The organism is Archangium lansingense (genome assembly GCF_026626635.1).
Classification (GTDB): domain Bacteria; phylum Myxococcota; class Myxococcia; order Myxococcales; family Myxococcaceae; genus Archangium; species Archangium lansingense.
Map to the genome: position 1 here is coordinate 10,502,335 of NZ_JAPNKA010000001.1, position 20,543 is coordinate 10,522,877.

Below are 20,543 nucleotides of genomic sequence, written 5' to 3' on the forward strand. Positions count from 1 at the left end.
GACCGGCTCGCGATGCATGCGCACGGATCCATGCCCATGCGTCATGAGGGCTCAGCTCTACAAGGTGCAGCGACGCACGTTCGCATTGTAGCCGTTGTTGCAGGAACCACAATCCGACATCGAGTTGTCGCAGGCCAACCCCCGGTCTGAATAGCCACTGGGGCAGTACCAATTGCTGCACTGCCAGAAATCACTCGTATTGGCGTCGCAGTTTGTAACGCTGTAGGGGTGCGGGCTGCCGCTACAGGCCCAACTGCACGAAGAGTCACATACGTAGCCAACCGGGTGATAACCCGCAGGGCAATAGGGGTTACCCGGGCAAACCGCCAGTTCCGCAGTCACCGTCCCCACAGACTCCACCGACTCCTCGGCCGTATTCGCGCCACAGGCCGCCAGCAACAGCACCGTCCCCACCACGAGGCTCAGCTTCTTCAGCAAGACATTCTCCTGGCAATCAGTGTCTTGAACGGACTCACGAAACATTGCCAGTTCAATTCCTGGCAATGTGAATGAAGCTCGCCAGTCTGTCTAGCGGGAAGATGGCCGCGACAGGGACGGCAATTCCTGCGCGTCCCGCGCCCTGCGCACCGCAAGCAGTCCGCGCGATATGACTCACGAAACCACCCCTACGCTGTCTGGAGTTGGAAGAGGAACCTCTTGGCCCCTGCCCTACCGCACCCGCGTGCCGTGCGGCAGCGGGCTCGAGGTCTCCTCGGTGAACTCGAGGAAGCGCTCCATGTCGCGCACCGTCTCGTCCGTGGCGTGCGCTTCCGCGCTGAGCGCCTCAAGCTGCCGGTTGACGCTCTCGGGGTCCCGAATCGCGATGGACTGCTCGTGCGTCAGCCGCATCAGGTCCTCGATGCTCGCCAGCTGGTGGCTCACCATCTCGCGGCTCTCCCCTGCCTGCTCGAAGCGCGCCAGCCGCTTCTTGAGGATCTCCAGCCGCTTCTCCTTCACGTCCTTCAGCCGCGGGTTCGCCTCCTGCGCCAGCTCCGCCTCCAGCGAGCGCACATCCTTCTCCAGCGACTGCCGCTCCGACGAGTTGAGGTACGTGCGGTACTGATTCAGCGTGGAGATGAGCCGCAGGAACGACGTGAGCAACGCGTCCAGCCGCTGCTCGCTGCTGGCCGCTAGCACCCGCCCTCCGGGCAGCTTCGCGTAGTTGGCGAGGATCTTCTCCTTCAGCCCGACCAGCACCTGGTAGTGCTCGCGCTGCGAGGCGGCCAACTCCGACAGCAACGTGTCCACCTGCTTCTGTGCGGCCTCCTCGTCCTGCGCCTCTGGCGTGCGCGAGCGCACCGCCCGCTGGAAGCGCTTCGAGAAGGGCACCACCCCCAGGTACAGCGCCTCCGCCCCGAGCGCCACCAGCGCGGGCGTCGGATCCCCGGTCATCGCCGCCGAAGCCCCCGCGGTCAACAGCCCGACCAGGTTGGCGGGCAACAGGAGGGCAGCCTTGAAGAAGTTGGGAGTGCGGGCCACGAAAGTCCTCGCCAGGGAGGCGCCTCACGGACAGAGGGCTCAGGGCCCTCGCGCCTCCGACACATATTTCAGCGCGCCGAGGTCGCGAGTGTCCTCGGCTGGCGGGGCCACCGCCGTGCGCCTGATCTTCTGGTAGAGCGCCGACGCGCTCTGAAAGAGCTCGTCATAGGTGACGGGCGCCTCGCCGGAAAGCCCGAAGAAGGCCCGATTGTCCGCCAGCGTCGTCGGAGGTGCGCTGCGGATGGCCTCGGTGGGGTCTCCCAGGTACGGCGCCACCTCGCCCAACAGCCGCGCCGCGGGCCCCGGGTCCTTCTGGACGCTGGCCCCCGCATCCAACAGCCCGCGGATGACGCGGCGGACCGCGTCCGGGTAGCGCGCAGCATAGTCACCCCGAGCCACCAGCACAGTGGCCACCAGGTGGGGCGCATCCGCCGTGGTGGCCAGCACCGCGCCGCCCCGGTCCCTCGCCGCCAGCTCCACGTCGCCCCACAGCCCCGCCACCGCGTCTGCCCGGCCCTCGCGCAGCGCCCGGCCCGCATCCAGCGTGGAGGGCAGGTCCACCCATCGCACGTCCGTCATGCGCAGGCCCGCACGCGACAGCACCCACAGCGAGAAGTAGTACGAGGAGCCTGAGGCATACACACCCAGCCGCTTGCCACGCAGCGAGGCCAGGTCCGCCACCCCCACCGCCGCCAGCGCCTCCTGCCCGCGACTGCGCCCCAGCAGCATCACCGTGCGCGGCGCCGCGTCCCGCAGCGACGGCAGCCAGGCCGCCAGCCGGTCCACCGAGATGGCCGCCATGTCCACCCCGCCATGCTCCGCGCCCACCGCCAGCGCCTGCCGCAGCTCCTCGTCAGTGGCGAAGACAACAGCCCGCGCGTCCATGGCGTAGGCCGTCTTCAGCAGGCCCTGCGCCGCGCCCGCCGGCACCTCGGGGTTGTCCAGCGTCGAGGCCCCGCCGGTGGCCAGCAGCAGCGCCGCCGCCGAGCCTCTCGCGGTGAAGCCAATGAGCGTGGGCCTCAGCGGCACCGAGGCCAGGTCCGCCACCGGGGCCGCCACTCCCGCGGGGAAGTCTCCTGGCGACAGGCGCACTGCCTCCTTCGCCGCCGGGAAGAACCGCGCCTGGAGCCTATCCAAGTACCCCAGCCGTGAGGCCAGCAGGTACCCCGCCCCCAGGAGGCACAACACGAGGAACGGATAGAGGCCGGGTCCGCGTCGCAACGCCATCAGCTCGGCCTCCTCCGTCCCACGGGACTACTTGATCTCCACCTTCTTGCCGATCGTCTTCTCCGTGCCGCCGCCCACCTCGGACACCGGCGCGGGGCTCTGCAGGCCCATCTCCATCTTCATCTGCTTGACGAGATCCATGGCCTGGAGGCGCTCGGCATCCTCCTCGATCTGCACGGCCTGGTGGTCCACCGACTCGAGCGCCATCTGCATGCGCGCCTCGTTGACGGCGGCCTTCTCGTTGACCTTGCGCACCATCTCGTCGTGCGTGGCGTCGATGCCGGCCACCTGGAAGGACTCCATGGCGTCGGCGACCTTGGACTGCCACTGCGCGCGCCGCGCGTCGCGGATGGCGTTCATCGCCTCCTGCGTCTTGCGGTCCTTCTCGCGCATGAAGGCCTTCTTCAGGTTCAGCGACTTCTCGTACGCCTGCTTGGCCGTCTCGAGCTGCTGCTCGTTACGCTCCAGCGCCGCCTTCTCCGTCTGCAGCTTGGTGGCGTACTGCGCCGCCAGGTCGTCACGCCCCGCCTGGATGGCCGCCTTCACCTTCGCCGTCAGGTCGCGGATGTCATTCTTGTACTTGACGTTCTCCTTCTCCAGGAGCGTCAGGTTCGCCCGCACCATGGCGATGGACTCGTTCATCTTCGGGACCTGATCGTTCAGGTCACGGATGTTCTGCTCGAGAATGAGCTCCGGGTCCTCGATGGAGGAGACGAAGAATCCGAAGAAGCTGCGCATGGCCCTTGTGAACCGGTTCCACATGGCGGGTGTCTACCTCCTGCAAATCGAAGTCTCGTGGGGACCTTACACCATCCCACCGTATTCCACGTATGACGAACGCCTTGGGCTTACGCTCGGCGAACGATGCTGATTGCCGAACGATACACCCACTTCCCAGGCTGGTTCGCTCGGAGTGCGAGCGAGCCCTACCCGTGACAAAACCGTGGTCTCAGCGAACCCGGGAGGTAATGCGCATGGAGTGCTGGCGGGCGCTCGAGGCCACGGAGGCCGCGTCCAGGGTCAGGAGGGCCCGGTCCTTGAGGACGGGCTTGCCGTCAATGAGCACGTGGACCACGTCGGTGGAGCGGGCGGCATAGACGAGCGGGGAGAGCACGTCCCGGGGGTCCGCCGGGGTGGAGTGCAGACCTGACAGGTCCACCACGGTGATGTCCGCGCGCTTGCCCTCCTCGATGGAGCCCAGCTCCGCCTCCAGGCCCAGCGCCCGGGCCCCGCCGAGCGTGGCCATCTCCAGCACGCGCTCGGGCGGCATGCCCCGAGGCCCCACCCGCGGCTTGTGCAGCAGCGCCGCCAGCCGCATCTCCATGAAGATGTCCAGGTTGTTGTTGCAGGGCGCGCCGTCCGCGCCGAGGCACACGGACACCCCCGCATCCAGCAGCTCGGGCACCGGGGCAATGCCCGAGGCCAGCTTGAGGTTGGAGCCGGGGCAGTGGCACACCACCGTGCGCGTGTCCCGCAGCAGCTGCTGCTCCTGCTCGGACACCCACACACAGTGGGCCAGCGTCACATGCGGGCCGGTGAGGCCCAGCTCGTGGAACCAGGCCACGTTGTCCCTGCCGGTGAGCTCGCGCACCGCCTGAATCTCGGAGCGGTTCTCGCTGGCGTGGGTGTGGATGCGCACGCCCTTCTCCCGGGACAGGCGCCCCACCTCGCGCATCAGCTTCTCCGTGCAGGAGAGGACGAAGCGCGGCGCGAAGGCATAGCGCAGCCGGTCGCCCTGCGTGCCGTGCCAGCGCTCCAGCAGCGCGAGGCTCTCGGCCAGCGAGGCCTCGGTGGACTCGTGCAGCCCGGTGGGCACGTCGGGCGCGTCCATCATCGCCTTGCCACCGGTGAGCCGGAAGCCGCAGTCCCGAGCGGACTCGAAGACGGCGTCGTAGTGGCGCACCGAGCCCATGTCGAGCGCCGCCGTGGCCCCCGAGCGGATGAGCTCCGCGAAGGTCAGGTCCGCCGAGGCCCGCATGGAGTCCGCGTCGTGCGCGGCCTCGAAGGGCCAGATGCGCTCACGCAGCCAGTCCAGCAGCTCCAGCCCATCCGCCCGGTTGCGGAACAGCGTCTGGCAGGCATGCAGGTGGCCATGGATGAGGCCGGGCAGGACGACCTTGCCGGTGACATCCAGCACGCGCAGGCCCCCGCCCCGCGTCCGGATGTTTCGTCCCACCCGAGCGATACGTCCATCCTGGATGAGGACATCGGCCTCCGCGAGCACCTCGCGCCCGCGGTTCATGGTCACAACGGTGCCGTTCGTGAGAAGCAGATCCACGAGGGCACTCTAGAGGAAATCGCTGGTGAAGGCGTGGGGGAGCAGCTCCCCCAGCGAGTAGCGCGCCTCATCCCCCTTGAGGTTGCGGCTGCGCACGGGCAGATCCTTCGTGGCGAACTCCAGCATCACCTGCCGGCACATGCCGCACGGCGGGCACGGAGTGGGCGTGTCCACCACGATGGCCACCGCCACCGGCTTGCTCCGCCCCTGCGCCACTCCGGCCGCGAACGCACCGCGCTCGGCACATACGGACAGTCCGTACGAGGAGTTCTCCACGTTACAGCCCGCCACCACCGAGCCGTCCGCGTAGAGGATCGCCGCCCCTACCGGAAACTTCGAATACGGCGCATGGGCGCGCTCTCGTACCTTCTTCGCCGCCTCGAACAACTGCTCCCAGGGAATCTCCGCACTCATGCTCCATTTCCTCCCTTGGACTCCGCCAGCTCGAGGTCGTCGAGGTAGCGCGCAATGAGCAACTCTGTCTCCGCCGGCAGGTCCAGGTAGCGCACGTGCGCCGACGTGCCGCGTGAGCCATGGCCCACGTGCAGCACCTCGCCGCGCACCTGGATCTCCTCACTGGAGCCGGGCAGCGTGAAGCGAGCCTCCACCTTCGTGCCCACCGACATGGCGGCGCCGAACCAGGCAAAGCCCCCGAGCGAGATGTTGCCCTCTCGCGAGTCGAACGGAAGTGACGTGTTCTCCCGCCTGACGCGGATGCGCATTGGCACCCGGGGAGATTCACGCCGGTCCTCCGCCGGCCGCTGGCTACCATCCTTGGACTGCTCGCTCATGCTTTGCTCGCTCCCGCACGGGCCACCGTGGCTCCATCATACCCACCCCCGAGCCCTCCGCACGGACTCACGGAGGCGGGTGTGGAATCGGTGACCCCGACACATCGCGTCGCGAGGTTACTCCAGCCGCTCGATGACCAAGGGTCGGGGGGCGGGAGCCTGGGGCCCGAAGTGGTACGCCGCGTTCAGCCGCGCCTTCACCTCCTCCAGCGGAGCCGGGTCGTTGTAGTGCACCCGCACCACGGGCTCCCCTGCCTTGACGGCCTCGCCCTCCTTGCGCAGCAGGGTGAAGCCCACGGCCGGGTCGATGACGCTGTCCACCCGCTGGCGTCCGGCCCCCAGCGCCACCGCCGCCAGGCCCACCGCCTCCGTGTCGATGACGGTGACGAAGCCGTCCTTCGGAGCCACCACCACGTCCACGGTGGAGCGCGCCTGGGGCAGCCGCGAGTAGTCGTCGATGGCGCGCGGGTCTCCTCCCTGGGCCTGGACGATCTCCTTCAGCTTGCGCACCGCGCTCCCATCCGCCATCACCTTCCCCAGCTTCTGACGCGCCTCGGCGACGGAGGCCGCCTTGCCCCCCAGCACCAACATCTCGGCGGTGAGGGCCAGCGTCACCTCGGTGTAGTCCGCCGGAGCCCGGCCGTGCAGCATCTCCACGGCCTCGATGATCTCCAGCGCGTTGCCCACCGCGCGACCCAGCGGCTGGTTCATGTCCGTGAGCAGCGCCGTCACCTTGCGCCCCATCTCCGCGCCGATGCCGATCATCGTCCGGGCCAGCACGCGCGCATCCTCCGCAGTCTTCATGAAGGCGCCGCTGCCCACCTTGATATCCAGCACCAGGGCGTTGATGCCCTCTGCCAGCTTCTTGCTCATGATGGAGCTGGCGATGAGCGGGATGCAGTCCACCGTGGCCGTCACGTCCCGCAGCGCGTAGAGCTTCTTGTCCGCGGGGGCGATGGCGTCCGTCTGGCTGATGAGGCAGCACCCCACCTCGCGCACCAGCCGGCGGTACTCGGGCACCGGCACATCCATCTTGAAACCGGGGATGGACAGCAGCTTGTCCACCGTCCCTCCGGTGTGCCCCAGGCCCCGGCCGGAGATCATCGGCACCGGCACGCCACAGGCCGCCGCCAGGGGCGCCAGACTCACCGACACCTTATCACCCACCCCGCCCGTGGAGTGCTTGTCCACCTTCACGCCCGGTGTATCCGACAGGTCCACCACCTCGCCGGACTCGAGCATGGCCCGCGCCCAGGCGCCCAGCTCCACCGAGTCCAGTCCTCGGAAGAACACCGCCATGCACAGGGCGGACATCTGGTAGTCCGGCACCTCGCCCGCCGTATACGCCTCGATGAACGCCCGGATGTCCTCGGGCGCCAGACGCTTTCCATCCCGCTTGGCCTTGATGAGCTCGTAGGGTCTCACGGGGAGAGGCCATAGCAGGAAGCCGGGCGGGCGTGTACGCCATCCTGCCATCCATCTGATAAAGGTGGACTGTCTTGATCTCCCTCCGGAACATCCACAAGCGCTTCGGCGCCGTGACCGCCCTGGACGACGTGTCGCTGGACATCGGTACCGGGGAGGTGCTCGCCCTGGTAGGCGAGAACGGCGCCGGCAAGTCCACCCTGATGAACGTCCTCTACGGGCTCTACCAGGCCGACTCCGGCGACGTGCTGGTGAACGGCCAGCCGGTCCGCCTGCGCAGCCCCCGGGACGCCATCGCCAAGGGGATTGGCATGGTGCACCAGCACTTCATGCTCGTGCCCACCCTGACGGTGGCGGAGAACGTGGTGCTCGGCCGCGAGCCCTCGCGCTGGGGCCGGATGGACCTGGACCGGGCCTGCCAGGAGGTGGCCGCCACCTGCGAGCGCTTCGGCTTCAAGCTGGACCCGCGCGCCCGGGTGGACACCCTCACCGTGGGCTCGCAGCAGAAGGTGGAGATCGTCAAGGCGCTGCACCGGGGTGCCCAGGTGCTCATCCTCGACGAGCCCACCGCCGTGCTCACCCCCCAGGAGGCGGATGACCTCTTCCGGGTGGCGCGCGAGCTGGCGGCTGGAGGGCGCACCGTCGTCTTCATCAGCCACAAGCTGCGCGAGGTGCTCAGCGTGGCCGAGCGGGTGGCAGTGATGCGGCGCGGCCGGCTCGTCGCCGAGGTGCGCTCCGCCAATACCCGCCCCGAAGAGCTGGCCGCGCTGATGGTGGGCGAGTCGCGCGTTCCCCATGCCGAGGCCCAGACGTACCACCCGCCCGGAGGCGAGCGGCTGCTGGAGGCCAAGGACTTGCGGGCCCGGGGCTCCGACGGCCGGCCGGCGCTGCGCGGGGCGTCCCTGGAGGTGCACGCGGGGGAGATCGTCGGCATCGCCGGGGTGGATGGCAACGGCCAGCGCGAGCTCGCCGAGGTGCTCACCGGCCTGCGCGCGCTGGACGGAGGCGGAGGCAACCTGCTGGGCAAGCCGCTCACGGGGCTGACCCCCGCCGAGGCCCGGCGCCGAGGGGTGGGCCATGTGCCCGAGGACCGGCTGTGGCGCGCGGTGGTGAAGGCCATGACGGTGGAGGAGAACGTGGCCCTGGGGCGGCAGCAGCAGGCGCCCTTCGCCCGGGGTCTCCAGGTGGACTTCGCGGGCCGGCGCGAGCGCACCCAGGCGCTGCTCAAGGCCTATGACGTGAGGCCGCCGGATCCCGAGGTGCCGTTGCAGGCGCTCTCCGGAGGCAACCAGCAGAAGGTGGTGGTGGCGCGCGAGCTGGACGCGTCGCCGAAGCTGCTGGTGGTGGTGCAGCCCACGCGCGGCCTGGACATCGGCGCGGTGGGGCAGGTGCAGGCGAAGCTGCGCGAGGCGCGGGACAGGGGAGCAGGCGTGGTGCTCGTCTCGTTGGATTTGGAGGAAGTCCTGGCCCTGGCGGATCGCATCTACGTCTTCTTCGAGGGGCGTATCACCGGCACCTTCACCCGGCCGGAGTTCGACGAGCGGGAGATTGGCCGGCGGATGCTCGGCACCAGCGGGGAGGTGGCACATGGGTGAGCGGTTGCGCGCGGTGCTGCCCTCCATCTTTTCCGTGTTCCTGGCCCTGGCCGTGTGCTGGGGGTTCATCGCCCTCACGCGCGACCCGGAGGTCGCCAGCGAGGCCTACCTCCAGATGCTCCGCGGTGGCCTGGGCGATTGGTCCATGTACCTCGAGGGCGGGCGCGTCACCGTGCTCACCCGGCCCATCGGCGAGGCCGCCATCAAGGCCGCCCTGCTGCTGCTCACCGGCCTGTCGGTGACGGTGGCCTTCAAGGTGGGCCTCTTCAACATCGGCGCTCAGGGGCAGATGCTGGTGGGCGCGCTCGCGGCGGCGGTGGTCGGCGCTCAGCTGTCGCTGCCTGCCGTGCTGCACATCCCGGCGGCGGTGCTCGCGGCATGCATGGCGGGAGGCCTGTGGGCGCTCATCGCCGCGGCGCTCAAGCTCACCCGAGGCGTCCACGAGGTCATCTCCACCATCATGCTCAACTGGGTGGCGGTGAGCCTGGTGGACAACTGGCTGGCGGTAGGCCCCTTGCGCGCCGGCGCTGGCACCCACCTCTCCACCACGGGCACCGCGGAGATCGCCACCAGCGCGCAGCTCCCCCGGCTGCTCGGGGAGATGTCCCGCCTGCACCTCGGCTTCCCCCTGGCGCTGGCGGTGGCATTGGCCATCTGGGTGTGGCTCTCGCGGCTGCGCTCGGGCTTCGAGACGCGCGCGGTGGGCCTGGGCTCCGAGGCGGCTCGAGCCGCGGGCATTCCGGTGGCGCGGCGCACCGCCCAGGCCATGGGACTGGCCGGAGCGCTCGCGGGCATGGCCGGCGCGGTGCTCGTGCTGGGCACCGAGTACAAGTACCCGGGCTCGCTGGGCGCCCCCTACGGCTTCGACGGCATCGCCATCTCGCTCATCGGCGGCAACCACCCGCTGGGTGTGGCGCTGTCCGCCCTCTTCTTCGGAGCGCTGCGCGCAGGAGGCACGCGCATGCAGCTGCTCGGCGTGCACAAGAGCTACCCCGAGCTCATCCAGGGCCTGGCGCTGCTCTTCGTCGCGGGCCGGCTGGTGTGGCTCTCGCTGCTGCGCCCGCGAAAGGTCGTGCCCGTAGCGCCCCAGAAGCAGCCGGCACCGAGCCCGGAGGTGCCCCGTGCTTGAGATTCTGGAAGCCCTCCTGTCCTCCACCCTGGAGTACTTCCCCGCGCTCCTCTTCGCCGCGCTGGGAGGCACGCTCTGCGAGCGCGCCGGCGTGGTGAACGTGGGCATCGAGGGGATGATGCGCACGGGCGCCTTCTGCGCGGCCGTGGCCTCCATCACCTTCCCCACCCCCGTGGGCGTGTTGATGGGCATGCTCGCCGGCGCTGGCATGGCCGCCGTGCACGGGTCCCTCTGCATCCGCTGGCGCTCGGACCAGGTGGTGTCCGGCATGGCCATCAACCTCGTGGCGCTCGCCGGCGGCACCTACCTCCTCGAGGCCCTCTACGGGCCCAACGGCACGCCGCCCATTCAGCAGCTCACCCGCTGGCACCTGCCCGGCCTGTCCGAGGTGCCCCTGCTGCGCGTCTTCTCCGGGCACTCGGCCCTCACGTGGATTGCCCTGGTGCTGCCCTTCGCCTTCCACTGGGTGCTCTACCGCACGCCCCTCGGCCTGCGGCTGCGCGCCGTGGGCGAGAAGCCCCATGCCGTGGCCACCCTGGGCCTGTCCGTGACGAGGCTGCGCTGGCTCGCAGTGGTGGGCAGCGGCATGCTGGCGGGGCTGGGCGGAGCCACCCTCTCCACCGCCGTGCTGGATCGCTTCGAGCAACACACCCCGGCCGGCCTCGGCTTCATGGCCCTGGCCGCCATGGTGTTCGGCCGCTGGACGCCCCTGGGTGCCTTCCTCGCCACCCTCTTCTTCGCCACCGGCAATGCCCTGCGCATCGGCCTGGCCTCCAGCGCCCCCGGCCTCCTGGAGGTAGTGCCCCAGGGCTTCCTCCTCGCCCTGCCCTACGTCCTGACGCTCGCGCTGCTCGCCTTCCAGGGCCAGCGCACCCACGCGCCCGCCGCCCTCGGCACGCCCTACGAGCAGGAGTCGCGCTAACCCCGGCGCGCTGCCTCGTCGGCACGCCCTCGCGAAGCCTCGCCCTCCCTTCCGTTTCCGGCCCCACGCGGGGCCTTGGGAGCGGGTCTGCCAGGCTGCGGGTCATTTCAAACCCGGGTCACACTCGACCGTGAATCACCCACGACCCACTGGGTCCCATGTATTCCCAGGGAGGTGGGAGTGAGTATTCATCCGTGCAACCAATCAAAGACTTGAAACTCAAGGAAGAAACGAGAATCTGTCTCTCACTGTACATTTGCGGCACGGTCAAAGAGCAAACGGCACGCACATCGCATGGAATGGATGGCACGCGAGGGCACCGCGCAGCATTGACGGGCTCTGGACGCGCGGGTTGTCAGGGGGGAAGGCGGATGGAGGAGGGAGGTCGGCGTCCGAAACACGCGAGGGGGGAGCCGACATGAAACCGGATACGAAACACAAGGCACGAGGTGAGGCGATGAGCGCGGTGGCGATGGCTTGTTGGCCGAGGCAGACGACGGTGACGAGCGACGAGGGCCGCGACCACCTGAGCGCCGTGAGTTCGCTGGATGGCGCCAACGTGCAGAACCTGGACTTGTGCGCACTGGCGCGGCACGCGCTGGCCCTGCTCCATGCCACCGGGCACGTGGAGAGCACCGAGGTGGGGTTGGAGCTACCGGACGAGCCGGTGTTCGCGCGGGTAAGTCGGCGGAGGATGGAGCAGGTGATGCTGCACCTCCTGACCGACGCCGTGCAGGAGCGCAGGAGCATGGGCGCCACGGCCCGCGCAGTGCGGCTGGTGGTGGAGCCCCAGGACGACTTCGGGGATTACGGCCCCACCCTCCAGGTGCGCTACGCAGCTCGCGGGGGCGAGCCCCTGCCGGGCCTGACGGCGGCGCGCGAGCTGGTGGAGTCGCTGGGTGGGCAACTGGCGGTGAAGACCCACGGGCTGACGGGCACCACCGTCACCATCTCCGTGGAGCTAGAGGACCAGGGCACCGCGAGCTGGTAGGGCTCGCGGGCCCGGTGGCCCTTCCGGTCAGAACTTGTAGGCGATGCCCAGCAACGCTTCCAAGGTGAAGCTGGCGCGGCCACGGACCCCGAAGACTCCGGAAGCGCCGACGGACGGTCCCATCCGCACGTTGAAGTTCACGGCGAGGTTGCGGTCGAGGAAGTACTCCAGCCCGCCGCCCAGGAGGATGGGCACCACGGCGCCGCCGCCCGTGCCGAAGATGACGTAGAAGGGGATGTCCAGGCCCACGTTGAGCATGAGGGCGCTGCCCACGGGGATGCCCACCGTCAAGGCGATGGGCAGCGTCAGGCCCACGTCGGTGCCGACCTCGTAGAAATAGAAGAAGGGCCCGGGGGCGAAGGTCAGCCCGAGGTTCAACCTGGCGGTCTGCAGCAGCATCAGCCGCACCCAGGCCTGCAGCTTCAGGCCCGGCACCACGCTGGTGACGATGCCCTCGCGGCCATAGTTGAAGGTGAGCTTGCCGCCGATGTCGAACCGCGACGTGGCCCCGTGCAGCAGCCCCAGCGACACGCCCGGCCAACCTACCTGGCCCGTCAGCGCGGTGCCGCCCTGCCCCATCGTCTGACCCGACAGCACGGACCAGCCCTGACCGCGGCTGTAGCCCGCCCCCTCCTCCTGCGCCATGGCGGCGCTGGAGACGAGGAGGAGACCCATCAGCACCCAACTCGGAACATTGCGCTTCACGCACCCACCTCCGGTTGCCCCCGCTCGCGCGCGAGCGCGATGAAGGCGTCGATGAGCTTCTGGAGCCGGGCCTGTCCCCGGGCGCGCGCGGCTTCCACCGACTCGCCGGTGGCCAGCGTCTCCTTCAGCTCGAAGTAGTATTTGATTTTGGGCTCCGTGCCGGACGGACGCGCCGTCACCCGCCCACCGCCCTCCAGCTCGAGGGCCAGCACGTTGGAGGGAGGCAGCCGCTCCCCCTTCTTGTAGTCGAGGACGTTGCGCACCGGCAGCTCGCCCACGCGCGAGGGCAGCGAGCGGCGGAAGCCCTCCATGATGCGGGCAATCACCTGAGCGCCCTCGGCGCCCGGGAAGGTGAAGTTGCGCTGCGCGCTCACGTAGAGACCGAACCGGCGCTGGATCTCCTCCAGGTAGCCGAGCACCGTCTTCCCCCGCGTCTCGCACCAGGCGGCCAGGTCCGCGAACACCAGCGCCGCGCCAATGCCGTCCTTGTCCCGCGTCACGGCGCCCACGCAGTAGCCGAGCGCCTCCTCGTAGCCGAAGACGAACTGCGTGCCCTCCTGCCGCTCGCGCTCGACGGCGCGATTGGCAATCCACTTGAAGCCGGTGAGCACCTCGTCATAGGCGGCACCCAGCTCGCGGGCGATGTCGCCCAGCTGCGTCGAGGACACGATGGTGGTGACGAGGTGCGGCTTCGAGCGCCGGGTGGGCCCTTGCACCAGCACGTAGTGGCCCAGCAGCACGCCCACCTCGTTGCCGGTGAGCATGCGCAGCTTGCCGGAGCCCTCGCGCACCATCACCGCCAGCCGGTCCGCGTCCGGGTCGTTGGCGAGCACCAGGTCCGCCTTCACCCGCTCGGCGGTGGCGAGCGACAGGTCCATGGCCCCGGGCTCCTCGGGGTTGGGGAAGCGCACGGTGGGGAAGGTGCCATCCGGCTGGTGCTGCTCGGCCACGAGGTGAACGTTGCTGAAGCCCGCGCGCTCCAGGGCCCGCTCCATCCACACGCCGCCCACGCCGTGCATGGCGGTGTAGACGATGGAGAGCGAGTCCGAGCCGCGCCCATGCACGCGCAGCTTGAGGATGGCGTCCAGGTACGCGTCGCCAAGCGAGTCCGGCACATCCCGCCACAGGCCGCGGGCGTGCGCCTCCGTCGGGGTGAGCAGCTCCACCTGGTTGGCGGGCTCCACCCGGGAGATGAAGTCGGCGATGCCCTTGTCATGGGGCGGGATGATTTGAGCGCCGTTCTCCCAGTACACCTTGTAGCCGTTGTACTCGGGCGGGTTGTGGCTGGCCGTCACCATCACCCCCGCCGCGGCGTTGAGGTGCAGGGTGGCGAAGGCGACCAGCGGCGTAGGCGCCAGCGAGGGGAAGACGTGCGCCGGAATGCCCTCGGCGGCGAACACGCAGGCGGCGTCCTCGGCGAGCTCGGCGCTCAACTTCCGACCATCGCGGCCCACCACCACGCCCCGGGTGGTGACGTCGGGGACGGTGGCCTTGAGGTAGCGCGCCAGGCCCGCGGTGGTCCGGCGCACCACGGCACGGTTCATCCGGTTGGGCCCCGCGCCCAGCACGCCGCGCAGGCCCGCGGTGCCAAACTCCAGGTCGCCCGCGAAACGGTCCGCCAGGTCCGCGAGGTCTCCACTCGCAAGCACGTCCCGCAGCTCCGCCACGGTGGCCGCATCCGGGTCCGCCCGAAGCCACGCCTCCGCCTTCTCCTTCAATCCAGTCGCGTCCATGTGCTCCCCTCCTTAAGGCTGGTGCGGCGGTGCAGCCGCGTCCGCCCTCCCCGTCTGTTCAGCGATGATCAGACCTGAGCGAGGACTCAGGTGTAATCGGTGAGTTTGCGTCGAGTCGGGCCGCCCTTGGGGGCGTCCTTCTGGCCCTGGCAGTTCACGCAGAAGCCCACATAGGGCATGGCCTCGAGCCGGCCGGGAGTAATGTCGTCGCCACACTCCTCGCACTCGCCGAAGGACTCCGGGTCATCGCGCAGCTTGCCCAGCGCCTTCACCACGAGCTGGAGCACGCCGTCGGTGTTCCGATTCCGCTTGGAGGCAATGGCCTGCATCATCTCGTTGAGCGGCTGCTCGTCCTCGTCGCCGCCCACCCGCGCGTCGTCCGTGCGGTTGGGCTCTATCTTCAAGGGCGCCTTGCCGGTCAGCTCCGCGTGGAGCGCCAGCAACTTCTGCCTGTACTTCTCGCGCTGTGCCTCGGTCACGGGCCTCTCCCAACCGGGTGGCTAGTACTTCGCGGTAGACCTCTGGCCGGTGACGATGGCCACGGACGCCGAGGCGCCCAGCCGGTTGGCCCCCGCCTGAATCATCTTCAGGGCGTCCTCGGCTGAGCGGATGCCTCCAGAGGCCTTCACGCCGACGCCCTCGCCCACCACCCGTCGCATGAGCGAGACGTCCTCCACGGTGGCGCCTCCAGTGCTGAAGCCGGTGGACGTCTTCACGAACGCCGCCCCCGCCGCCTTGGACAACACACAGCCGGCGATCTTCTCGTCCTGGGACAGCAGGCTCGTCTCGAGGATGACCTTCACCGGCCAGGGCCGGCTGGCCTCCACCACCTGCGCGATATCCGTGAGCACCAACGCGTAGTCCCGCGCCTTGAGGGCACCGACGTTGATGACCATGTCGATCTCCCGGGCACCGGCCTGGATGGCCTCGCGAGCCTCGAAGGCCTTGGCACTCGTGAGGGCCGCACCCAGCGGGAAGCCCACCACGGCGATGGGGACCGAGCGCGAGCCCGCCAGGATGCCTGCCACCGTGGCCACGTGGCTCGAGTTCACGCACACCGTGGCGAAGCCGTGCTCCGCCGCCTCACGGGCCACCCGGGCGACATCCTCGCGCGTGGCCTCGGGCTTGAGCAGCGTGTGGTCAATGTACGGCGCCAGGTCCGCGTTGTCGCGGATGGACTCGGGCGCGATGGGCGCGGTCCGCACGGGGCGCGGGGGCTCAGCGCTGGCGGGGGGTGCTGGCGGCGCTTTGCCCACCTGGGAACCGTGCATGTTCTGGCGGACGTGGTCGGCGATCTCCTCGACGACCCGCTGGATGTCTTGGGCCTCGGCCATATGGGGCGCGGTGTAGCCCACTCCGGCCCGCTCGGGAAGCGCAGAGACGGATGCCTGCCGGACACGCAACGGACTCTCATCCTCTGAGGTAGAGTCCGCGCCACTCATGGCCTTCGCCCGGCTGCTCCTCGCCCTCTTCGCCCTGCTCGCCGCCCTCCCGGGCTGGGCTGCCCCGCCTGCCGCCCCCCAGGCGCCCGCGCTCAAGCCCCTCACGGTCTACTTCTTCGACGTGGGCCAGGGCGACGCGGCGCTCATCGTCTCGCCCACGGGCAAGACGGTCCTCATCGACGGCGGCCCGCCCGAGGCCGACGAGGCCCTGGTGCCCCGCCTGCGCCAGCTCGTCCAGGGGCCCATCGACCTGGTCATCCTCACGCACCCGCACCTGGACCACCTGGGCGGCCTCGCGAAGATCCTCCAGGCGTTTGGGGCCAGGCGATTCTGGGACCCGGGCTTCATCCACCCGAGCGAGGCCTACCGCGATCTGCTGGCCGTAGTGAGCGAGACGGTGGGCGACAAGGACAAGAAGGACCAGAAGGAGGGCAAGACAAGAATGCCCGACCCGAGCCCGCCCGAGACGCTCCTCACCGTTGGCCTGGGCGAGGGCGCAACGCTCACCATTCTCTGGCCGCGCACTCCGCTCAACCCGTTCCTCGACGATACGCGCTCGGACGTCAACGCCAACTCCATCGTCGCCAAGCTGACGTACGGCAAGACGGCGTTCCTCTTCACTGGGGACGCGGAACCGGAGACCGAGGCGTTCCTGCTGACCAGGCCCATCGACTTCACCTCCACCGTGCTGAAAGTGGCGCACCACGGAGGCAAGCACTCCTCCACCGCGCCCTTCCTCGCAGCGGTGAAGCCCCAGGCGGCGGTCATCTCCTGCGGCTCGGGCAACGACTACGGCCACCCCACCCCCGAGGCCCTCCAGCGGCTCGGCGCCACGGGCGCGCGCATCTTCCGCACCGACCTCCAAGGAGAGGTGCTCGCGGTGAGCAACGGCACCACCGTCACCCTCACTCCCCAGAAGGGCAAGAGCACCCCCACCGTCGTCACCGGCCAGACGACCGGCCCCGTCGCCAAGGGCCCCATGACCTTGGGCGACACGAGTTCCGCCAAGGGCAAGGTCGTGCCCGCGAAGGGGACGCTCCCGGAGCGATCGGGGACGCGCTACGTGAGCCTCAAGGGCAGCGAGGTGTTCCACCGCGAGGACTGCCGCACGCTCGAGCGGGCGAAGACGCAGCAGCGTAACGAGTACAAGGACCGGGCCTCCGCCATGCGCGAGCGCCGTCCCGCCAAGGACTGCAACCCATGAAGAAGAAGCAGCCGCGCGCAAGGCCCACGGCCACCCTGGACCGCTTCGAGGACGAGCTCGCCGTGCTCATCGTGGATGGCCGGCAGGTGACGCGCCGCCGCGAGGAGCTACCCCCCGACGCCCGCGAGGGAGACGTGCTCGACCTGACGACGCTGAAAGTGGATACAGCGGCCACCGAGCGTCTGCGCACCGAGGTCCGCCAGGCCCGTGAGCAAGCCATGAAGGGCAAGACGCCGCCGCCCGGAGACTTCGACCTGTAGCCCGGGTGATGGGATGAACATGGCCTCGGCCAGAACCCGCATCGCACGAGCCCTGGCCAGGGAGCGCGGAGAGGCCACGCCAGGCGAGACACTTCGTGAGGACGAGCTTCCGCGCGGTCTCCGTGCTCTCGCCGCGAGCGAGGGCACCGATGCGGCCTCCGCTGCCGCCGAGGAGCTGCTGCGGCAGGAGCTCGAGGTCCTGGAGTGGCCACCGCTGTTCGGGGTCTCGGTCCTCGGCGCGGCCCTTGCGTCCGGTTGCGACCGCGCGTCGTTCATCGAGGCAGCCTGTACCTACGTGTCCCTCTACTTCCAGGAGCTCGACGCGGACATCTCACGCTGCCGGGAGCTCGTGGCACGCGGAGAGTCCATTTCCCTGGGGGAAGCAGCGGCCCTGCTACGCCGGAGCCTCGACTCACTCGAGAGCTGAGAAAGCCTGGGCCGGAGGACGTGCGCGCGGCAGCAGCAGCACGAGCAGCAGCGCACTCAGCCCAGCGAGCGCCCCGGCGGTGACGAAAGCGGTGGTGCTGCCCCGGGTCGTCCACAGCACACCGAAGAGCAGTCCCGCGGCGAGCGACGAGCCCCCAGTCAGTCCGTTGTACAGGCCGAAGGCGCGCCCGCGGGCCTCCGCCGGCACCAGCGAGGTGAGCAGCGACTTCTCCGCGCCCTCGGCCAGGGCGTGGTACAGCCCGTAGACGCTGATCACCACCAGGGTGAGCGTCACGCCCCGGGCCCACGCGAGCGCCAGGTAGCTCAGCGCGTACAGGGACCAGCCCGTCACCACGAGTCGCGAGGCGCCCAGCCGGTCCGCGAGCCGGCCCGCCGGGAACGACACGGCCGACTTCACCGCCTGCAGCAGCAGCCACGCCAGGGGAAGGAACTCAGGCTGCGCGCCCTCCTCGGTGAGCTTCAGCAGGAGGAAGGCATCGGTGGAGTTGGCCACCCCAAACAGGGTGATGGGGACGAGGTAATACGCCAGCCGCCGGGGCACCGGGGCGAGCGCGCGGGTGCTGCCCGGGGCGGAAGCGGACTCCGGAAGCGGCGGCTCGCGCACGAGCAGCAGGGCCACCACCGCGAGCAGGCCAGGCACCGCGGCGACGAAGAACACCTGCTCCACGCGCAGGCCCACGGCCACCAGCACCATCGCGGCGAGCGAGCCCACGGCGGCGCCCGCATGGTCCATGCCCCGGTGGAAACCGAAGGCCCGGCCGCGGGAGCCCTCGGGGACGGAGTGGGCGATGAGCGCGTCGCGCGGGCTGGAGCGCAGGCCCTTGCCCACCCTGTCCAACGCGCGGATGGCGATGGGATGCCAGGCCAGGGTGACGAAGGCCATCAGCGGGCGCATCAGGCTGGACAGGCCATAGCCCACCAGCACCATCGGCTTGAGGCGGCGCGCCCGGTCCGCCCACACCCCGGACTGGTACTTGAGGAGAGAGGAGACCAGGTCCGCCACGCCCTCCATGAGCCCCAGCAGCAGGGGCGCCGCTGGCAGCCTCGCGGCGAGGAAGGCCGGCAGCAGCGGGAAGATCATGTCGCTGCTGATGTCCGTGAGCAGGCTCACCACGCCGAGCACCACCACGGTGCGCGGCAGGCGGCCCCCACCCTCCCGGGAAGCGACGGCGTCCACGGAAGGCCTCCTCGCTAGATGGACTTGCTGAGGACGAGCGGGATCTCGACCTCGACGTCCTCGCCCTCGAAGGCAGGGAAGACCATGCGGCGGGCGCGCGCCTTGATGCAGTTGCCCATGGGCGAGCCGTTGACGTCGTCGCGGTCGAACGACACCTTCTTCACCGTGCCGGAGCTGCCCACGGTGGCGGTGAGCAGCAGCGTGCCGTCGCGCAGCTTCGGGTTCTTGCGCAGCGCCGCGTCGATGCAGGACTTGAAGGCGGACTGCGACTGCTTCACCACGCGGTCGAGCTCCTCGGGAGGAGGGCCGGACTGCGCAGCCGAGTCGGTGGCGGCCACCTCGGTGTTCTCGCGCACCTCGGGGCCCACGTCCTTCTTCTCCCCCTCGGCATAGAGGGCGGCCACGGCCTGCTGCTCTTCACCCTGGGGCTCAGCGGCGGAGGGCTCCTGCGGCGGCGTCTCTGGCTTCGCGGCCTCCTCGGTGGGGCGCGGCTTCGCCTCGGGCTTCGGGGCGGGCGGCGGCACGGGCGGCGGCGGCTTGGTGCGGCCGAGCATCAGGTCCCTCAGCTCGCCGATACCCTCGGGCGAGAAGACGGACACCGGCTCCTCCACCACCTGCCCCTTGGAGTCCACACGCGTGACACGCAGAGGCACCACCTGCATCTCGGTGAGCGCGTACAGCACGCCCACCGGCAGGCCCAGCAGCAGCACGACGAAGAGCGCAATCTTCCAGGGCGGGTTGCGCCGGTGCATCCCCGCCTTCTTCACGAAGTACTGGGTGTTCTCCGCCGGCGCGCGCTTCTTCTCCGGCTCCTTGCCCAGCGCCGCGAGCGGATCCTCCTGCTGGGACGAGCCCGCCATCATGTCCATGCCCAGCTCGCCCCCGTCCTGCTGCTCGGACTGGGGGAGATCCAGGTCGGAGAACAGCTCACCCAGGGGCGCGCCATTCATATCGGAGGAAGCGGCGGCCTCCGGCTGCGAGTCCTCCCACGGGGTGGCGTCCTGCTGGGCGGCCGGGCGGCGCTGCGCGGGCTCGGTCTGCCAGGTCGTCTGCGAGGGCGCGGGGGGCTCCGGCTGCCACGAGGTGGAGGACTGCGCCACCGGGGCGGGCTCGGGCTCGAGCTCCGGCGCCATCATGATGGGGGGTGGCGGCGCGGCCCGCGCGGGCGGCGGCGGAGGAGCCGGCGGCGGCTCCGCGGGCGCGAAGAAGCCGGCCAGCTCGGGGATGTCCTGCCCCCGCTTCCAGTCCGGCATGCCCTGCTGCCAGAAGTAGCTGCGCGCGGTGACGGCGCCCGAGACCACGAGCTCACTCAGGGCGCCATCATCCAGCGGCCCCTCCTGTTTGCTCTTCACCATCACGAACCACGGCGAGCGCGCATCACGCAGCGGCATGGTCCGCGTGGGCTCGTCCTCCCAGGACATGTTCGCGGCCGCCGCAGGCGCCTGCTGGGAAACAGCCGTGGCCGTCTCCTCCTCGGCGAGCGAGCGGTCCTGCTCACGCAGGCGCTCCACGTCCGCCAGGGACACGACGCGCGTGCTCTCCTCGGCCTCGGCGGGGGGTCCTTCCACCGAGATGACGTTCTGGCAGTTCTTACAACGTACCTTGACGGTCTTGCCGCGGACCTTGTCGTCCGCAATGGAGTACCGCCGCTGACACTTGTTGCAGGAGAAGTTCAAGGGGGGGGTCCCGCGCGCGCACATCAAGGGCGAGCGCCCGGAATGCTAGCGCCTGGGCCGAG

The 20,543-nt window shown here is 69.9% G+C and carries 21 protein-coding genes; 7 read left to right on the forward strand and 14 right to left on the reverse strand.

Translation table 11 applies throughout. The features are described from left to right. Positions 1 to 57 precede the first annotated feature (57 nt). From OV287_RS41900 to OV287_RS41935, 8 genes are all read right to left on the reverse strand, one after another. The gene (locus tag OV287_RS41900; protein ID WP_267539641.1) at positions 58 to 438 is read right to left on the reverse strand and encodes a hypothetical protein; all 381 of its coding nucleotides are present in this window, start codon (positions 436 to 438) and stop codon (positions 58 to 60) included. A gap of 231 nt (positions 439 to 669) precedes the next feature. Beyond that, the gene (locus OV287_RS41905) at positions 670 to 1,479 is read right to left on the reverse strand and encodes a magnesium transporter CorA family protein (RefSeq protein ID WP_267539642.1); all 810 of its coding nucleotides are present in this window, start codon (positions 1,477 to 1,479) and stop codon (positions 670 to 672) included. 39 nt (positions 1,480 to 1,518) lie between these two features. After that, a complete protein-coding gene (locus tag OV287_RS41910; RefSeq protein WP_267539643.1) occupies positions 1,519 to 2,706 on the reverse strand; it encodes an ABC transporter substrate-binding protein in 1,188 nt (395 codons plus the stop codon). A 27-nt stretch (positions 2,707 to 2,733) separates the two neighbouring features. Continuing rightward, positions 2,734 to 3,468 (reverse strand): PspA/IM30 family protein, encoded by a 735-nt coding sequence (locus OV287_RS41915; RefSeq protein WP_043391843.1) that lies wholly within the window; start codon positions 3,466 to 3,468, stop codon positions 2,734 to 2,736. A gap of 187 nt (positions 3,469 to 3,655) precedes the next feature. Continuing rightward, entirely contained in the window at positions 3,656 to 4,984 is a 1,329-nt protein-coding gene (locus OV287_RS41920; RefSeq protein WP_267539644.1) for a 5'-deoxyadenosine deaminase, read from the reverse strand. Between the two features lie 9 nt (positions 4,985 to 4,993). Further along, positions 4,994 to 5,398: a cytidine deaminase gene (locus OV287_RS41925; protein WP_267539645.1), complete on the reverse strand. Its 405-nt coding sequence runs from the start codon at positions 5,396 to 5,398 to the stop codon at positions 4,994 to 4,996. After that, complete coding sequence (locus tag OV287_RS41930; protein WP_267539646.1) at positions 5,395 to 5,775, reverse strand: PilZ domain-containing protein; 381 nt, start codon at positions 5,773 to 5,775, stop codon at positions 5,395 to 5,397. The genes OV287_RS41925 and OV287_RS41930 overlap by 4 nt, the downstream gene beginning before the upstream one ends. A 117-nt stretch (positions 5,776 to 5,892) precedes the next feature. Continuing rightward, on the reverse strand, positions 5,893 to 7,200 hold the full coding sequence (locus OV287_RS41935) for a thymidine phosphorylase (RefSeq protein WP_267539647.1): 1,308 nt from the start codon (positions 7,198 to 7,200) through the stop codon (positions 5,893 to 5,895). Between the two features lie 131 nt (positions 7,201 to 7,331). On the opposite strand from OV287_RS41935, the gene OV287_RS41940 reads away from it, so the two are divergent. The 4 genes from OV287_RS41940 to OV287_RS41955 all read left to right on the forward strand — a co-directional run bounded on the left by OV287_RS41940 (position 7,332) and on the right by OV287_RS41955 (position 11,837). Then, positions 7,332 to 8,795, forward strand: coding sequence for an ABC transporter ATP-binding protein (locus OV287_RS41940; protein WP_267542529.1), 1,464 nt, complete (start codon positions 7,332 to 7,334; stop codon positions 8,793 to 8,795). Beyond that, positions 8,788 to 9,924: an ABC transporter permease gene (locus OV287_RS41945; RefSeq protein ID WP_267539648.1), complete on the forward strand. Its 1,137-nt coding sequence runs from the start codon at positions 8,788 to 8,790 to the stop codon at positions 9,922 to 9,924. Before OV287_RS41940 ends, OV287_RS41945 begins: the two co-directional genes overlap by 8 nt. Beyond that, positions 9,917 to 10,846 carry an ABC transporter permease gene (locus OV287_RS41950; RefSeq protein WP_267539649.1) on the forward strand — a complete coding sequence of 310 codons (930 nt, stop codon included), beginning with the start codon at positions 9,917 to 9,919 and terminating at the stop codon, positions 10,844 to 10,846. Before OV287_RS41945 ends, OV287_RS41950 begins: the two co-directional genes overlap by 8 nt. A gap of 418 nt (positions 10,847 to 11,264) precedes the next feature. Continuing rightward, positions 11,265 to 11,837 (forward strand): ATP-binding protein, encoded by a 573-nt coding sequence (locus OV287_RS41955; RefSeq protein WP_267539650.1) that lies wholly within the window; start codon positions 11,265 to 11,267, stop codon positions 11,835 to 11,837. A 27-nt stretch (positions 11,838 to 11,864) separates the two neighbouring features. On the opposite strand, the gene OV287_RS41960 is transcribed toward OV287_RS41955, so the two are convergent. The 4 genes from OV287_RS41960 to deoC form a co-directional block, all read right to left on the reverse strand. Next, a complete protein-coding gene (locus OV287_RS41960; protein ID WP_267539651.1) occupies positions 11,865 to 12,542 on the reverse strand; it encodes a hypothetical protein in 678 nt (225 codons plus the stop codon). After that, positions 12,539 to 14,275: a phospho-sugar mutase gene (locus tag OV287_RS41965; protein WP_267539652.1), complete on the reverse strand. Its 1,737-nt coding sequence runs from the start codon at positions 14,273 to 14,275 to the stop codon at positions 12,539 to 12,541. The genes OV287_RS41960 and OV287_RS41965 overlap by 4 nt, the downstream gene beginning before the upstream one ends. Before the next feature lie 86 nt (positions 14,276 to 14,361). Next, positions 14,362 to 14,754 (reverse strand): TraR/DksA family transcriptional regulator, encoded by a 393-nt coding sequence (locus OV287_RS41970; protein WP_267539653.1) that lies wholly within the window; start codon positions 14,752 to 14,754, stop codon positions 14,362 to 14,364. Between the two features lie 21 nt (positions 14,755 to 14,775). Beyond that, the gene (deoC, locus tag OV287_RS41975) at positions 14,776 to 15,609 is read right to left on the reverse strand and encodes a deoxyribose-phosphate aldolase (protein WP_267542530.1); all 834 of its coding nucleotides are present in this window, start codon (positions 15,607 to 15,609) and stop codon (positions 14,776 to 14,778) included. Positions 15,610 to 15,715: 106 nt separating this feature from the next. Here deoC and OV287_RS41980 point away from each other — a divergent pair, with 106 nt between their 5' ends. The 3 genes from OV287_RS41980 to OV287_RS41990 are packed head-to-tail and all read left to right on the forward strand — an operon-like array spanning position 15,716 to position 17,608. Continuing rightward, positions 15,716 to 16,921, forward strand: coding sequence for a ComEC/Rec2 family competence protein (locus OV287_RS41980; protein ID WP_267539654.1), 1,206 nt, complete (start codon positions 15,716 to 15,718; stop codon positions 16,919 to 16,921). Beyond that, positions 16,918 to 17,181 carry a DUF3006 domain-containing protein gene (locus OV287_RS41985; RefSeq protein WP_267539655.1) on the forward strand — a complete coding sequence of 88 codons (264 nt, stop codon included), beginning with the start codon at positions 16,918 to 16,920 and terminating at the stop codon, positions 17,179 to 17,181. The genes OV287_RS41980 and OV287_RS41985 overlap by 4 nt, the downstream gene beginning before the upstream one ends. Before the next feature lie 19 nt (positions 17,182 to 17,200). Continuing rightward, a complete protein-coding gene (locus OV287_RS41990) occupies positions 17,201 to 17,608 on the forward strand; it encodes a hypothetical protein (RefSeq protein ID WP_267539656.1) in 408 nt (135 codons plus the stop codon). Here OV287_RS41990 and OV287_RS41995 read toward each other — a convergent pair. Together OV287_RS41995 and OV287_RS42000 are read right to left on the reverse strand one after the other, a co-directional pair. Further along, complete coding sequence (locus tag OV287_RS41995) at positions 17,594 to 18,805, reverse strand: MFS transporter (RefSeq protein WP_267539657.1); 1,212 nt, start codon at positions 18,803 to 18,805, stop codon at positions 17,594 to 17,596. The genes OV287_RS41990 and OV287_RS41995 overlap by 15 nt on opposite strands. A 14-nt stretch (positions 18,806 to 18,819) precedes the next feature. Beyond that, a complete protein-coding gene (locus tag OV287_RS42000) occupies positions 18,820 to 20,481 on the reverse strand; it encodes an AgmX/PglI C-terminal domain-containing protein (RefSeq protein WP_267539658.1) in 1,662 nt (553 codons plus the stop codon). Positions 20,482 to 20,543: the final 62 nt, after the last annotated feature.